Annotated in this window: 14 protein-coding genes; 13 read left to right on the forward strand and 1 reads right to left on the reverse strand. The window is 43.6% G+C overall.

Annotated features, from left to right (window positions below; genetic code table 11):
• The first annotated feature begins 38 nt into the window (after nucleotides 1–38).
• From ACMXYT_RS22205 to ACMXYT_RS22260, 12 genes are all read left to right on the forward strand, one after another.
• Nucleotides 39–572: a DotD/TraH family lipoprotein gene (locus ACMXYT_RS22205; protein WP_415912595.1), complete on the forward strand. Its 534-nt coding sequence runs from the start codon at nucleotides 39–41 to the stop codon at nucleotides 570–572.
• A gap of 3 nt (nucleotides 573–575) precedes the next feature.
• Complete coding sequence (locus tag ACMXYT_RS22210) at nucleotides 576–1,418, forward strand: type IV secretory system conjugative DNA transfer family protein (RefSeq protein ID WP_415912596.1); 843 nt, start codon at nucleotides 576–578, stop codon at nucleotides 1,416–1,418.
• Nucleotides 1,419–1,424: 6 nt separating this feature from the next.
• On the forward strand, nucleotides 1,425–2,573 hold the full coding sequence (locus tag ACMXYT_RS22215; RefSeq protein ID WP_415912597.1) for an ATPase, T2SS/T4P/T4SS family: 1,149 nt from the start codon (nucleotides 1,425–1,427) through the stop codon (nucleotides 2,571–2,573).
• 4 nt (nucleotides 2,574–2,577) lie between these two features.
• Entirely contained in the window at nucleotides 2,578–2,823 is a 246-nt protein-coding gene (gene icmT, locus ACMXYT_RS22220) for an IcmT/TraK family protein (protein ID WP_415912598.1), read from the forward strand.
• A gap of 76 nt (nucleotides 2,824–2,899) precedes the next feature.
• Nucleotides 2,900–3,634 (forward strand): toxin co-regulated pilus biosynthesis Q family protein, encoded by a 735-nt coding sequence (locus ACMXYT_RS22225; protein ID WP_415912599.1) that lies wholly within the window; start codon nucleotides 2,900–2,902, stop codon nucleotides 3,632–3,634.
• A 12-nt stretch (nucleotides 3,635–3,646) separates the two neighbouring features.
• Nucleotides 3,647–5,302 carry a hypothetical protein gene (locus tag ACMXYT_RS22230; RefSeq protein WP_415912600.1) on the forward strand — a complete coding sequence of 552 codons (1,656 nt, stop codon included), beginning with the start codon at nucleotides 3,647–3,649 and terminating at the stop codon, nucleotides 5,300–5,302.
• 12 nt (nucleotides 5,303–5,314) lie between these two features.
• Entirely contained in the window at nucleotides 5,315–6,634 is a 1,320-nt protein-coding gene (gene pilO2, locus ACMXYT_RS22235) for a type 4b pilus protein PilO2 (protein WP_415912601.1), read from the forward strand.
• Complete coding sequence (locus ACMXYT_RS22240) at nucleotides 6,624–7,343, forward strand: hypothetical protein (protein WP_415912602.1); 720 nt, start codon at nucleotides 6,624–6,626, stop codon at nucleotides 7,341–7,343. Before pilO2 ends, ACMXYT_RS22240 begins: the two co-directional genes overlap by 11 nt.
• A 46-nt stretch (nucleotides 7,344–7,389) precedes the next feature.
• Nucleotides 7,390–9,408 carry a GspE/PulE family protein gene (locus ACMXYT_RS22245; RefSeq protein WP_415912603.1) on the forward strand — a complete coding sequence of 673 codons (2,019 nt, stop codon included), beginning with the start codon at nucleotides 7,390–7,392 and terminating at the stop codon, nucleotides 9,406–9,408.
• Entirely contained in the window at nucleotides 9,408–10,478 is a 1,071-nt protein-coding gene (locus tag ACMXYT_RS22250) for a type II secretion system F family protein (RefSeq protein WP_415912604.1), read from the forward strand. Before ACMXYT_RS22245 ends, ACMXYT_RS22250 begins: the two co-directional genes overlap by 1 nt.
• A 73-nt stretch (nucleotides 10,479–10,551) precedes the next feature.
• Nucleotides 10,552–11,037 carry a type 4 pilus major pilin gene (locus ACMXYT_RS22255; protein ID WP_415912605.1) on the forward strand — a complete coding sequence of 162 codons (486 nt, stop codon included), beginning with the start codon at nucleotides 10,552–10,554 and terminating at the stop codon, nucleotides 11,035–11,037.
• Nucleotides 11,038–11,126: 89 nt separating this feature from the next.
• Nucleotides 11,127–12,131, forward strand: a complete 1,005-nt coding sequence (locus tag ACMXYT_RS22260) for an ATPase, T2SS/T4P/T4SS family (RefSeq protein WP_415912606.1) — start codon at nucleotides 11,127–11,129, stop codon at nucleotides 12,129–12,131.
• 44 nt (nucleotides 12,132–12,175) lie between these two features.
• Here the strand turns inward: ACMXYT_RS22260 and ACMXYT_RS22265 are convergent, their stop codons facing one another.
• Nucleotides 12,176–12,517: a hypothetical protein gene (locus tag ACMXYT_RS22265; RefSeq protein ID WP_415912607.1), complete on the reverse strand. Its 342-nt coding sequence runs from the start codon at nucleotides 12,515–12,517 to the stop codon at nucleotides 12,176–12,178.
• A 73-nt stretch (nucleotides 12,518–12,590) separates the two neighbouring features.
• On the opposite strand from ACMXYT_RS22265, the gene sbcB reads away from it, so the two are divergent.
• A complete protein-coding gene (gene sbcB, locus ACMXYT_RS22270; protein WP_415912608.1) occupies nucleotides 12,591–14,372 on the forward strand; it encodes an exodeoxyribonuclease I in 1,782 nt (593 codons plus the stop codon).
• Nucleotides 14,373–14,433 lie beyond the last annotated feature (61 nt).

The raw sequence follows: 14,433 nt of genomic DNA on the forward strand, positions 1-14,433 counted from the left end.
TCCTCTTAATATAAAGAAAAATAATAAAGAGACCAAAAATGAGAAAACAATTTAAGGCGATTGTTCTCGGTTCCGTCGTAGCTTCCACAGGGCTACTGGCGGGTTGCCAGTCTGCCCAAACAAAAACCGTAGTGCCTGTAGAGAAAATCCAGACCGTCAATGCCAAATGGAAAGATGTACTTACAGAAGTGAGCATTGAGGTACGTGACGAAGTCCGTCTTAATGCAAAACATCAGCAAGCAATGTCTGAAAATGGCATGTCTAACGCGCGTCACAAGCAACAGCTTAGAAAAGCCACCGTTGTGCCTGATGACTTTAAGCATCGCATTGATTTTGATTATGTTGGCAAGGCCAGTGAAGCTGCTAAAGCACTGGCTCTAGCTGTGAATTATGAGCTAAACATTGAAGGCAACCCTGTAGGCAAAGAGCCTTGGGTAAACATCAAAGTTGACGACGAGCCTGTCAATGAGGTCGTCAAAGAACTCGGCATCCAGACAGGTGATTCCGCCAGATTGGAAATTTACCCATCTGCAAAACTCATGATTTTCAAATACACCAATCCAAATAATTAAATTATGAAGATAAAAGCTACTGTTTTGGCCATCATGATGAGCACTAGCCTAGGCACACAGGCTGGTGCTCTTTCTCTAGATGAGCTCACATCGTTAAATAAAAATGCCTACTCAAATCCTAACGCAGTTGTTAAATATAAGGATGAGAAGAAAGATGCTTACCTCAATGTAATGCGAGAAGCAGCTCTTGAGTTGGGTGCGCAGCATGGTTACGCCTCTACGATGGCGGATATCCGTGATGAATTGATTGCTGAAACTCATAAGCTGGACAAGATCTATGATTTCGCAACACTCATGAAGCTTGCTTCAACAGGTGGACATGAGCTTCATTACCTCCCTCCTGCAATTCAGCAGGCAGAAGAGGTTAAAAGCAACATTAACCCCGATACACTAAGGCTAAGCGGCCGTCAGTACAATATTATTAAAAAAGAGCGCCTAGTTACCTCCCCACCTGATTGGCGCGACTACCTCCTGACTAACACCCAGTATGAAATAGGTCTTCCGAGTCAGTTGTTCGTGCCAAAAACAGCTCACGAAAGAGCTCTGTGGAAGAACTGGATTACTGAAGGCTGGAATGCTGGTGTAATGCAGGCCGATCGGGTTATGACCCGCAAGATCCGTAAATTAGGTGCCGAGTTTGCAGGCATGTATCGATATATTCGCCTAATGGGCCAAGGCAAGGTTAAAGCAACCATGGTTGTTAAGACATACAACGATGTTGTTGGCGGTGGAGATAGCATGGCAGAGCAGGAAACAATTTATCGCATTGCGGCCCCTGCACAACTTAACCCTAACCATGGTCAGTGGAAGGCTCGTGTTGTAGATAATCGGGAGACATTAAGGTAACAAAACATGACAGCGAATAATAATTACATAATAGCTGATCTAGCAGTACAACTAGCTAACGAACAACATCTGAACGACCTCCTTCTTCATCTTGAGAAATTTGGTGGTTCAGACTTGTTCTTACCAAGCAATGAGCCAATCATTGCCTCTATCAATAACCAAAAACTACGGTTTACTACTCGCAAGGTTCGTCTTGGTGAAGTTGAAAGCTTACTTCAGGCGTTCTACGGCACGCATGCCATATCCAAGCTTGGTGATGGCAGCGAACTGAGTACTTCCTATGCCTTTGACACAGAGATTGGTGGCGAATATAAGTCCTATCGCTACCGTGTGTGTGCGATTGGCTGCCACCGGATGGAAGATGACATAACAATCGTATTCCGTAGTATCCCAACCACCCCGCCGCAACTGGGTGACGTAGGCCTCCACGAAGATGATGAACTGGTTAAGACCTTCAAGGAAACAAAGCAAGGTGTTACCTATGTTTGCGGGGCTACCGGTCAAGGAAAATCCACCCTTTTGGCAGCATTGCTACGCTATTGCGCAGAAGATCCTGAAGCCCACCTGCACACATACACAATCGAAGAGCCTGTTGAATTTGTACATTATGGCTATAACCGCCCTACTTCTTTTTTTACGCAGATCGAGGTGGGACGCAAAATTCAGAGTTTTAAGGAAGGCATTCGTACCGCGTTACGCATGGCACCTCAAAACATACTAGTGGGTGAGACTCGCGACACAGAGACAGCTGAAGCAACAACACAAGCATCTTTGTCTGGTCACCACTGTATGACAACCCTGCACGCGAACAACGTTCACATGACATTCCAGCGACTAGAAGGCTTCTATGAAGGAACCGGCACATCAGTCGTCGATATTGTTGACCCTATTGGCATGATCGTCGCCCAGCGCCTGATTAAGATTGAGGATGGCACGCGACGTGCGCTACGTGAAGTGCTAATACTGGACCAACAGTTGAAAGAAAAGCTATATGACGCAAAGAACCTTCCAGTTGAAGCGGTAAAGCTGGTTCATGACTATGGGCAGCCATTTATGGAAGACCTAATCAAGCTTCACAGTGACAGGCTTATTAGCGATGCAACATTCAACGAATATCGCCGCACCTTTGACTTAAAGAAAAATCAAGGGGCTTAAGAATATGGCACGAAGGGATATTGCTAGACCCGTTAAATTCTTCTTCTTAGAAGCTATAGCAGCAGTTCCATTTTTACTATTATTGCTGCATATAAGCTGGGAAATGTTGTACTTCCTCATGGGAACAGTCGCGCTATTGGTGGTTTTAGGCATGAAAGGCCTAAGATTGCCAATGCTCGCCCGATTCTTACGGCGAAAACTTGTAGGCCCTCGGCTTGCAATCAGGCCGCCACCTAAAGATCAGCATTAATATAACAAAAATATTTGACTTGTTTATCATGTCAATTTAATATAACAAAAAAATAAAAATAAACATAGGTTACATCATGCTCAAGAAAACAATATTGGCAGGCATTGTTGCCGCTACAGTTTGTAGTGCAGCTCAGGCAGATCTGTATATTTCCCCTATCGTACGTGACAGCGCCCAGATCGAGACCATAGAGTCTCGTAAAGACAATGGTCAAGGTGCGCGCATACAGGGTCACTCAAAGGCTCACGGCAACTTCGTAATGCGCGAAAACATCGGTAGCGGCAGCACGCTGCGCTTTGGCAAAGATGTACCAATTTTTATCGCTATTGAAAGCGTGATCCCAGATGCCAAGAAATGGACTGTTCACTATGATGGAGTTCAAGACCTCGCTGTAAGCTGGAAAGGCGGTGAAACTTGGCAGAGCGTTCTTGACGTGATTGCCGATCAGAATGATCTTGAAATTACAGTTAATGAAACAGAGCGAGCGATCGGTGTTTCATTTGATAAGCGCATGTCTCATGCACTTGCATCCACAAATCCAAAAATCTGGGAATTAAGCACAGAGCGCACTCTGCGTGAAAACCTGAAAGCGTGGGCTGGCAAAGCTGGCTGGCGTCTAAGCTGGGACGAAACTCTTCAGATTGATTATCCAGTCTTCCATTCTGCAGTCCTAACTGGTGATTTTGAAGGCCCAAGTGGTGTTGTATCTAAGATCCTTAAATCTACTAAGAACTCAGACACGCCTCTGGCTGGGACATTCTATACCGCTAATAACGTCCTGCGAATTCATGCAGCAGGCTTTGCTAAGTAAGGAATACAAAAAATGAAGAAAACTCCACTAGCTATAGCAGTTATCGCTGCATCAACCACACTTGCAGGCTGCAACATGCAGTTTGTAAAAGACAACCGTGCAGAAAATGAAGTTAGGTATGATAAACGTGTGCACGCCGTAAAGACAATGGATCGCATGACTATTGAGCCTACAGCAGTACGCATGAGCAATGATATGTTTATCGTAGGTAAGTCATTCAAGCTCGAAAATAACGACATGACCCCTGAAGTGTTTGACACAAATATCGTCATGAGTCGCTTGGACCCATACCGTCTAGATGAAGTAGTAACTACTGTCTTGCGTACAAAAGGCATTCAGATTGAATTTACGGATGATGCGTTGTCCTACTTTCAGAGTATGACTGAAAATACAACTGTTGATGATGACGAAACTGACCTGCCCACACCTACAGATGAATCTCTCGTGCTGGATGCCGCACCATACGATGTTGCTGACGATTTGGAAGAGGGTCTGACGCTGGTTCCTTCTGAAATCACAATCGCTATTGAACATAACGGTTCACTCCGAAGCCTTCTGGATAAGATCGCTCTTAAGAGCGGATTACACTGGAAATGGGAAAACAATAAGGTTGAATTTTTCCGCACTGAAACACGCACATTTGTAGTCGATGTATCAACCAAAGAAGAAGTGATCGATTCTGAAACCTCCAGTTCTTTTGAGCCATCTGATGCAGACGGTGCAAGTGCCAACTCTCTGAGTCGCCACACATTCACATCTCGTTCGGAGAAAGGCAGCGCATGGGATGCTGCAATTGAGGGCATTCAGACACTAATGACAGATAGCGGCAAAATTAGCCCTAACAAGGCGCTAAACACTGTTATCATTTCTGACACCCCTCGTGCGCTGAGCAAGATTGAAGATTATCTAGATCGCACAAACTCACTGGCTACTCAGCAGATTGCCGTTAAAGTCGACATCTTTGACGTAGTATTTGACCGCGAGATGGACTACGGTCTTGATTGGAACATCATCTTTGATGGCTCCAAGCATGTTGGCTTTAACTTCGCATCTAACCTTGGTGCAGCGTTGACAGGTCAAGCAAGTGTAGGCCTAATTCGTGAAGCTAGCAGCTGGTCAGGTGGCGCGGCAAATCCAACGCAAATGTTCATCAAAGCATTGGATTCTCACAGCACAATCAGCCTCACAGCGACAAACAAATTCTACACGCGCAACGGTAAACCTGTACCAATTACTGACGTAACACAGCAGGATTACATTCCAAGTATCGCAGCCGAAGTTGATGAGAATGGCAACATTTCTTACACAACTGAAACAGATACAGCTGTAGAAGGTCACAGCATGCTGGTAGATCCACGCATCACTTCTGATGGCCGTGTGGATCTTAGCATGTCTATCGATCTGGCAACCATCAATGAGTTTACTGATCGCACAGTTGGCGACAATCAGCTGCAGCTTAAAAACAGTGATTCTAAGAGCTTCACGCAGAATGTAATTCTGAAGTCTGGCGAAGCAATGGTTATCACTGGCGCACTGAAAGATGTAGTTGCAAGTGACGAATCTGGCATCGGTTCCAACAAGGCTATGTGGGCTGGTGGCAACCGTTACGGTCAGAAGAAAAAGAAAGTAACAATGATCATGGTTACTCCATACATCATGGCTAAGTAATAAGGTGCATTCATGAAGCTTATTAACATCAACAATCAAGATGTGGTAGTCGGCTTAGACTGGCACATCATCTCCGACCGCAAAGAGGTTGGAGACCTCACTAACACTGAAGAGAAGAACATCGGTGTACTTGGTGAGTATGGTGATGGGATGCTTTGTGGCCTGACCGATGATAAAAGTGCTGTGGGCAGTTTGTCTGCAGCGCTTGCTTTTGCTGAAGCAATTCAGGAAGGCGAAGCAATCCTTATTCACAAAATTGAAGATGATCTTTTCTGGATTACAGCCAGCCTAGACGGTGCATTACTACCGACTGGCGATAAGGTCGTAAATGCTGAAGAATTATCCACTGTACTCCAAGATGTAGCACAGGACCTCGGCGAACAGGTGCAAATGTATGTTTCTCCTGAAGTGGCCGAAGAGCTGGACATCGTTGCTGACGATATTGATTTCGAAGAAATCTTACAATCTATCGCAAACTGCGAAAATGATTCTTACCTGATTAAGAAATTAACAGGCATGAACCCATTGATTGGTGTTATTGGCGGCATTGTAATTCTTGGCGTTGCTGGCCTATGGGGCTATGAAAACTTCATCAAAACAACAGACGCCGTTCCGGTTATTGAAGGGCAAAGCGTTGCCATTGATGGGCTAATTGAGCAGACACAAAATCAGGATGAGCTTTTCGCTAAAGCCAAAGAGCAAGAGATCGAATGGCTTAAAGTCGACCTGAAAAAGTTTGAGCCTGCTGCAGCTATGGCTGCAGGTGAAGAGATCTTGAAAACGCAAGACATCTTTAGCGGTGGTTGGAAGATCAAAACTCTATCATATGGTCCACAGCTACCAAATACGTTTGTTAAAACGTATGAACGTAAGCCGGGTGCAACCCCACTAACGTTAGATGCTGCCAATGATGGAAAGGATATTGTCTATGCACTTGATGCCTCAACAGCTACTGTGTATCAGCCACATATCTTTGAAACATCACGTATGCTAGACGACCCCGAGGCCTTTATTGGAGGCAATACTTATGGTCGCAAGCAATTGATGCATGACATGATCCAAGGTGCGTATGGCGAATGGGCTCTGACGCCTATCGTGGATGATGGCCAACGTAAGGAAGCAATTCCGGGCATCCAAGATCCTACGTTAGCAAGACAGAAGCAACTGGTGTTGCCTAAGCTTGGCTTTGAGATCAAAGAATCTGGTTACGGTAAATTTGCTTCATTGAGCAAAATCATGACCAACGACAAACCTATTACTATAACTGAAATTAACTTCGAGCTCGGCGATGAGCTTATCTGGTCCGTTAAAGGGGAGCTTTATGAAAACTAAAAAAACACTCATTGCTGGCTTGGTTGCTGCAGCCGTTATGGCTGGAGGCATGAATACAGCGGTGGCTGCTGATACAGGCGTTAAACTGTATGAGTATTCTAGCAAACAGTCTGAAAGGGATATGAAAAAAATTGATCTTGAAATCGAAATCATGGATGAAGAGATCAACAAAATCAAAAGTAAGAACCGCGTTTCTGAACTTGAAAAGCAGATTGAAGAAGAGAATGCAGCTCACGCTGCAGAGCTTGACAATATGCGCGCAGAACATGAATCACAGATTCAAATGATGCAAATTGAATTTGAAGAACAAATTCGCTCAATGATGGCCGCAAAAGAGAAAGAAAACACACATGAACCCATTACAAAGAAAGAAAAAATCTTTGTAACTGAGATTATGGGTGAAGGTAAGTCTCGTACCGCGAAAATCTATCATGATTACAACATCTTAACTGTTTCTGCAGGGGATAAAGTAACAGACGTAATTAAGGTATCCAATATCGGTACTAACTACATTACGCTGTACAACACACAGACCAAAAAGAGCGAGAAGATTAACATGACTACTCGTGGCTATGCTGTGGCAAATTCATTCCCAACAGCTGCACCAAGTGTTGAAAATATGCCTGAAAATGGTAATATTTATAACAATTATCAACCTTCCAGTTCAATGCCTCCAATGGACCCATACATGGGTCAGGACATGAACTAAGAAGATTGAATTAATAATAAAAATAATAAAACGGAGTCTCGAGTCAATGCTCTCATTTTTAGGTTTTGGTGGTAAAAAGCCAGCAAAAAAACCAGTAAGAAAATCTGCGGCTAACAACAATAAAAAGCAGATTGCGGAAAATAAAAAGCCACAGGCTCCGAGCACTCCGAAGCTCCAAGCTGACAATAAGATCAGCATTGTCGATTCCTTTGAGGATCTACCCACTATTACTAGTGTGAAAAGCCTAAAGGAGAAGGAGTTTCAGCTGGCTTCTCAGCTAGCTGAAAACTTTTTAATTTGCACAGGCGAATCAGCTAAAGACCTGATTGTTGTTGTCAGAACAGCTGATAATTATCAGGCAAGTGATAGCCGTCGTGACTTTATCGCTGTAAAAAACGTTATAAAAAATGCTGAAGGTGAATTTGGCATTCAAAAACTTTACGTGTCTTCAGCGGTATTTCATGCCGTTCATGATAAGTTCGACTCAGACCTCGATGATGTTTCTAAGTCTGAATTAACTGAACTGTTTGATAAAATCGTGACAACTGGCGTAAATAAAGGCGCGTCCGATATTCACTTAGAGATCTACCCTATAATCGCTAAAGTGCGCATGCGTATTCACGGCTCTGTTGTTGAAATTAAAGAACATAGCTTAGAGTCAGATAAAGCCAAGAAAATGGCATTCGTAATCTACACCGTACTGTGTAGTGAGAAAGAGCCAACATTCAACCCTCTTCGCCCACAATCTGGTATGGTTTCGCGTGAGATCAATGGCCAGCCTACTCGTATGCGTCTTGAGGTGGTGCCTACTTCTCAGAATGGTTATGAACTAATTTTCCGTATCCTTGAAAACGATGATAGCATCAAGGACATTAAACAGATTGGTTTCTCTGCAGAGCATCTTGCAGATCTGCAAATGGCAAACAAACGCCCAGTTGGTGTAATCCTGACTGTAGGTGTTACCGGCTCTGGTAAAAGTACAACTAACACAGCCTTGGTAGGTCAGCGCGTAACTGAAAGTGAAGGTAAAGATAAAATTATCTTCATTGAGGAGCCTATTGAGCGAGAAATGCCGGGCGTTACACAGGTAAACATCAACCGTAACCAATATGAAGGTACGGACATTGATCCATTTACTGAATCCATTCGAAGTGCGATGCGAGCAGACCCCGATGTGATCGGTGTAGGTGAGGTCCGAGATAAAACGACCGCCAATCTGCTGGTAAAAGCTGTATTCTCTGGTCACCCTGCATATGCAACACTCCACGCTCCTTCAAGCTTGAGTGCTGTAACTCGATTGCGTGACCTTGGTGTACCTAACTCAGTATTGGGCAACCATGACTTTATCTCAGCAATCATCTTCCAAACACTGCTGCCGGTTGTTTGTGAGCACTGTTGCATGTCACTGGATGAATACTTAGACACAGCAAAAGAAACTCCACAGATGACTGCTTTGTTTAAGCGTATTTCCAAGGTTGCTGGTGACAGAGATATAACCAAGATCCGCTTTAAAAATGAAAAAGGCTGCCCACACTGTGTGGAAGGTGTTGGTGGGCGTACCGTTACAGGTGAGGTGCTAATTCCTGACCATGTAATCCTTCAACACTTTACTCGTGGTGAAGACTTATTGGCGAAAAAACATTTCCAGAAAAACGGTGGTCGTACAGCACTGGACCACGGTATTCATAAAATGCTTCAAGGTGTTGCTGACCCGAAAGATGTAGAAACTAAGCTAGGTCTCTTAACAGCAGAAATCATAATGGATGACGGTGTAATGGATTACAGCAATGAGCGTGAAGACGCAGGCTTTATTGAAAAAGGACAAGAGGAAATCGCTGCCCCATACCGGATTGAAGAAGAAACCGAAGATACAATGCATTTGGGTGACCTAACGGATCTCGACATGTCGGCTCAAGACTCTGACGTTGAAGACAATGGCGTAGATATAAACAGTGTAGAAATGGAATCAGAGTTGTTCGGCAACAATGAGAAATCCAAGACTGCAGATGTTGTAACTCTTGAATTACCAACCACCAGTAACTCTGATTCAGCAGGGCAAGAATAATGAGCAATGCATTTGAAAAAGTAGATTTTTGGGTCTTAAAGAAGACATTCTCCGCTAAAATGCGCTTGGAGATGTATGAGGCTATTCTAACTCAGCTTGAGGACGGACAGCCTATCGAGATGATTATTCGCAGCCTATCTCAGGAATATAAAAAATATAACAAAAAAGATAACCGCGCTAAAATTCTCGATAATATTAGTGAGCTTATCTCTGAATCAGGTAGCTTGGCAGAACCACTCTCTCAATGGGTTCCGAATAATGAAGTTATGCTTATTCAGGCTGGTGAGAAAACAGGTAAGCTTGCAGATGCAATCCGCAACTGTATAGAGGCTGTAAATAGCATCATGGCTATCCGTGGTGCAATTATCTCAAAATCCGTATACCCAGTAGTTCTGTTTTCTGCATTGATCGGCTTCTTGTTACTGTTCGCTTTAAGCATCATCCCACAGATCTCAGAAATCATGGACCCGGCTACATGGCCGCCAACGCTTAAAGTTCAACATACGATGTCTGAATTCATCAAGAACTGGGGTATTTTTGCAGCACTTGGCTTTGTAGGATTTGTTATCCTTGTTGGTTGGAGTCTAGCTAACTGGACACATGATATCCGTATTAAATTCTTTGATAAGTTGCCACCATGGTCAATCTATAAGGCGTATTCGTCTTCTTTATTCCTAATCAGCTTATCAAGCCTAGTAAAATCTGGTGTGCCTTTGAGTGATGCGGTAAACCAGCTAATCGAGCACGCTAACCCTATTACTCGCAAGCATCTTATTCGCATCCGTAAAGGATTGAGTGATGGCCGCAGTATTGGCGATCTGCTGTCTGGGGGTATTTTGATTCGAAAAACAGCTATTACTGTAGCAGTTATGGCTAAAGGTTCGGATTTCAAAAAATCACTTGAGCGTATTGGTAAGCGTGCAATTGAAGACGGTATTGGTGCAATCAAAGTATTGACTGGTGTAATGAATAATCTAGCCCTGCTTATGGTGGCTGGCTACATTATCTTCAGTCTTTACGGCTTCTTTGAGCTTATCCAGTCAATCAAGTCAATGGCTGCAACAATTTAAAAAAAGCCTTTTAATATAACGGAAATTAAATTAGAATCCTTATCACAACAATAAAAAAAACTGGAGTAACACCATGCAAAAAACCTTCAAGAAACAGGGCGGTTTCTCGCTCGTAGAGATCATCGTAGTAATGGCTATTTTGGCTATCGGCATCATGGGCGTAATGAGCCTGTATGGCGGTGCTAAATCCGGTTCTGACGTAAACAGTGGCTCTAAAAACCTGACTACCATTCAGGCGGCTATCAAAGCGTCTTACGGCATGCAAGGCAACTACGACGGTCTGACTCTGGCAGACGTTCAGAAGCACTCTGCTTGGCCTGCAAACTACGCTGGTGGTAAGCACGAGTGGGGAGGCACAATTGCTATTGCACCTGCTACTGGTAACACTCAGTTCACCATCACTTTCAACGGTATGCCTGAAGAAGCATGTAACGAAATGGGTAAACTGACTTACAAGTCTTTCAATTCCCTGAAAGTCGGTTCTACTACTATCACAAAAGCAGCTGACACATCTTCTGCATGTAAAGCTACTAACGTAATGACTTGGACTGACTTCTAATCGAAAATCAGTTTGCTAAAAGGGGGTCCCTGTGACCCCTTTTTTTCTAGGTAAATCTTATATATTAAAACAATAATAAAGAGTCACATATGAGAAACCATTCCGATATACTTCTTTACGAAAATCACTTAGATCAGAGCATAATTTACCCAGAAATTGGTGACGCAACACCAACGCCTGAAGAGATGGCTTACCTAAGCGCCCTTTTAGATGGATACCGAAATGGCTTCAAAACCAAATACCGCTACAATATTGATGAAATCCCACTTGAAGAAAAGTATAAGAAAGGGAGCTTGGCTGTAACAGTCGCTAACAGAACTTATCGAGCACAGCGGATCGAAGGCATCACAGGCGGCAGGATACTGTTTCGTGGCATGCCAGAGTCAGTACCGGATATTAAAGATTTAAGTCTTAATCCCCTTCTATTGAATGCTTTAATTGACCCTCGCCTTAATCGTGGCGGGCTTATTCTTATCTCTGGTAGTCCGGGCAATGGTAAGAGTACCACCATTGCTTCTGCAATCATTGCTCGCCTTCAGGCGTACGGAGGCCTTTGCTTAACACTGGAAGATCCACCCGAAATGCCATTAGATGGGATATATAATCGCGGAGTTTGTATTCAGCAGGACGTTGATGCAGAGCAGTTTGCAGACGCTCTCAAGCAGACTCTTCGCTCCTACCCTTCTGGCATAAATAATATGCTCCTACTGGGTGAGGTACGTGATGCAGAAACAGCTGAAATTGCAATTCGCTCAGCAAATGACGGGCGACTAGTATTCATGACGATGCATGCTGGTAATAACTTACAAGCAATTAAAGTTCTACTATCTCGCACAGAAGATAGCTTAGGTCACAGTCAAGCAAGACAGCTCCTAGGTAATTCATGCCGCCTATTCGTTCATCAGCAGCTCAAAAAAGACCCTAGAAACCCTGAGAAGAAGATTTTACATGCAGAGATGCTTCAAGATACACAAGCTGTTGCATCCATCATTTCTAACCCAGAGACGAATCTTGACCACATCAACAATGAGCAAGCGATGCAGAACAACATCGTTAAACTCAGACAGAAAATAGAACTCCGCCCCATCTACTAAAAAAAGAGCAGGCCTGTGCCTGCTCTTTTTTACACCTTTAAATCCTAAGACTGTTTTTCGGATAAGAATAAAGATAGATCCTCTACAAGATCACCCAACTCTTCACATTCTTCCTTTTCTTGTTTTTCTTTAATCCAATGACCTTTTTTTGATGACAAAGTCTCCTGCCTTTCAGCATACATTTGAGGCGCCACTTCTTCGATTGAAGAACACATCTCTTCTTGGCAGAAGTGAGAGGCAAGCGCATAGGCTTGAGGCTCCCCGATGCTGTCTGGCAACAGTACCACAAGATCGGATAACGACAGGTTGTTTTGGATCGCCTCTCCAATAATGGAAAGGTCATTTGGATCTAATTTATAGCGCTCCATGATATGTTCTAATTTCACACGGCACCCCTTATTCTTATTGTTGTTTATATATGTTATAATAAATAAAAAGCATAGTCGAGAGAATATGGCCATGATACGCAAACAACGACCGTTCTTCCCTGCAAGCCCTAATACTAAGATTTTCACGTTTTACGACTATGAAACTACCGGGATTAACTCAAAATACGATCAAGCTGTTCAGTTCGCATCTGCTAATTATGATGCACAAACACTGGAGAAAATTCCCGGAAGTGAAGTAAATATTTTCTGCAAACTTCGCCCTGATGTAGTTCCCAACCCATATGCATTCAAAGTAACACATATTGATCCTGTTCACTTAGAGCGCAATGGCTTAAATGAGCTCGAGTTTGCAAAGCAAGTTAAGATGGCACTTAGCGGTCAAGGCAAGTGTAATGCAGGGTATAACAGTATACGCTTTGACGACGAAGTAACACGCAATCTCTTCTACCGTAACCTGTATGACCCATATGAGCATGAGTGGCGCCACAGAAACCACAGAACTGATATTTTCTATATGATGCAGGCAGCATACGCTATTTGCCCAGAGATCCTTGAATGGCCAACCACTATGGTTGATGGCAAGGAGACAGTATCACTTAAATTAGAAAATTTAAGTCAAGCGAATGGCATTATCCATGAAAATGCCCACGATGCCTTGAGTGACATCTATGCTACCGCTGGCATGGCTAAACTCGTTAAAGAGGCCAATCCTCGGTTCTTTGATTATATGATGGGCATGAGTGTTGGAGATAACGTTAAAAAGCTCCTTTGCCGCGGCTCTGCACTCGTTAATATCTCAGGATTTAATGGTAAAGATAATCATTTTGTCAATGTCATCAAGCCTCTCAAGGTAGACAAGTATAATTCCAAGAAATACATCTGCGTTGACCTTACCGAAGACCTGACAGAGATGTGGGATTTAACGCCAGAAGAAATGCGTCAGTACATGTTTACAAAGAGAACAGAGCGTCCTGCTTTGGCCCCAAAGATCGCAGGATGTACCATTCAAACAAATAAATGCCCAATGCTTTTCCCAGCTGAAAGTGTACTTACAGCTGAACGCGCTGCGCGCTGGGGAGATCTCAATCTAGATCGAATCAATAAAAACCTTGAACTCTTAAGCAAGGATAATGATGTTGGTCAGCGCCTCATGGAGGCCTACAACGGCCGTGAGTGGCCCTCTGAGCATGTTATGGGTGATTTGTACGGAGGCTTCTTTGAGGATCATCAAAAGGACTCCAGAGCTCGCCTATTGTCTCCTGTGCCCGCAAAGAATAATGAGCCTCGACTAAAGTATGTTGATGCCCTAGACGCAGCTCTGAAAATGGATGATGATCGACATGTCGGCATCCTGCTTCACGCCAAGTACGGAAATTACTTGAACGAACTGGTGAATCAACAGGAATACTCCCCGGCCGAATTGCGCTTATACGTCGAGTTTCTTGAAGAACGCCTTACTCAGCCTCAATATGACGGCGACTTAACCTTAGATTCGTTCAACGAGGCCTGCAATGCCATGGATATGGAATTTGAGCTTACCGGTGAGGAAAAAGAGATCATTAAAAAGCTCCGTCATCATGTGGAAATTTCATCGGAAAATTTTGAAGCTCTAAAAGGGCTTGTATCATCACCTCAATTCCAGATGTATGCCGATCAGGAACTCGCTAAAGACCCTAATAAAATTGCGTTGATTGATAAATTTCGACAACGTTACACCCAAAATACTGAAGAAGTCACCCTGATCGCTGAGGAAGAAAAGGCTTTGGAAACTGAAGTAAAAACACAGCAGGGGCAAAGGGAACCTGAGACAACTAAAGAAACTGAAGAATGCGTGTTAGACGCAGGCTTCTAACACAGTGCTTGACTTCTTAATTATTTCTGATATATTAAAAGAAACTCTTAAGGAGATAGAC

This window comes from Neptuniibacter sp. QD37_11 (assembly GCF_047778105.1).
In the GTDB taxonomy this organism is placed as follows: domain Bacteria; phylum Pseudomonadota; class Gammaproteobacteria; order Pseudomonadales; family Balneatricaceae; genus Neptuniibacter.

What these genes read in the sequence shown, in the direction of transcription:
- ACMXYT_RS22230 (WP_415912600.1), top strand. Translation starts at nt 3,647, where the DNA reads ATGAAGAAAACTCCACTAGCTATAGCAGTTATCGCTGCATCAACCACA.
- ACMXYT_RS22205 (WP_415912595.1), top strand. Translation starts at nt 39, where the DNA reads ATGAGAAAACAATTTAAGGCGATTGTTCTCGGTTCCGTCGTAGCTTCC.
- ACMXYT_RS22215 (WP_415912597.1), top strand. Translation starts at nt 1,425, where the DNA reads ATGACAGCGAATAATAATTACATAATAGCTGATCTAGCAGTACAACTA.
- ACMXYT_RS22245 (WP_415912603.1), top strand. Translation starts at nt 7,390, where the DNA reads ATGCTCTCATTTTTAGGTTTTGGTGGTAAAAAGCCAGCAAAAAAACCA.
- sbcB (WP_415912608.1), top strand. Translation starts at nt 12,591, where the DNA reads ATGATACGCAAACAACGACCGTTCTTCCCTGCAAGCCCTAATACTAAG.
- ACMXYT_RS22225 (WP_415912599.1), top strand. Translation starts at nt 2,900, where the DNA reads ATGCTCAAGAAAACAATATTGGCAGGCATTGTTGCCGCTACAGTTTGT.
- ACMXYT_RS22255 (WP_415912605.1), top strand. Translation starts at nt 10,552, where the DNA reads ATGCAAAAAACCTTCAAGAAACAGGGCGGTTTCTCGCTCGTAGAGATC.
- pilO2 (WP_415912601.1), top strand. Translation starts at nt 5,315, where the DNA reads ATGAAGCTTATTAACATCAACAATCAAGATGTGGTAGTCGGCTTAGAC.
- ACMXYT_RS22210 (WP_415912596.1), top strand. Translation starts at nt 576, where the DNA reads ATGAAGATAAAAGCTACTGTTTTGGCCATCATGATGAGCACTAGCCTA.
- ACMXYT_RS22250 (WP_415912604.1), top strand. Translation starts at nt 9,408, where the DNA reads ATGAGCAATGCATTTGAAAAAGTAGATTTTTGGGTCTTAAAGAAGACA.
- ACMXYT_RS22240 (WP_415912602.1), top strand. Translation starts at nt 6,624, where the DNA reads ATGAAAACTAAAAAAACACTCATTGCTGGCTTGGTTGCTGCAGCCGTT.
- ACMXYT_RS22260 (WP_415912606.1), top strand. Translation starts at nt 11,127, where the DNA reads ATGAGAAACCATTCCGATATACTTCTTTACGAAAATCACTTAGATCAG.
- icmT (WP_415912598.1), top strand. Translation starts at nt 2,578, where the DNA reads ATGGCACGAAGGGATATTGCTAGACCCGTTAAATTCTTCTTCTTAGAA.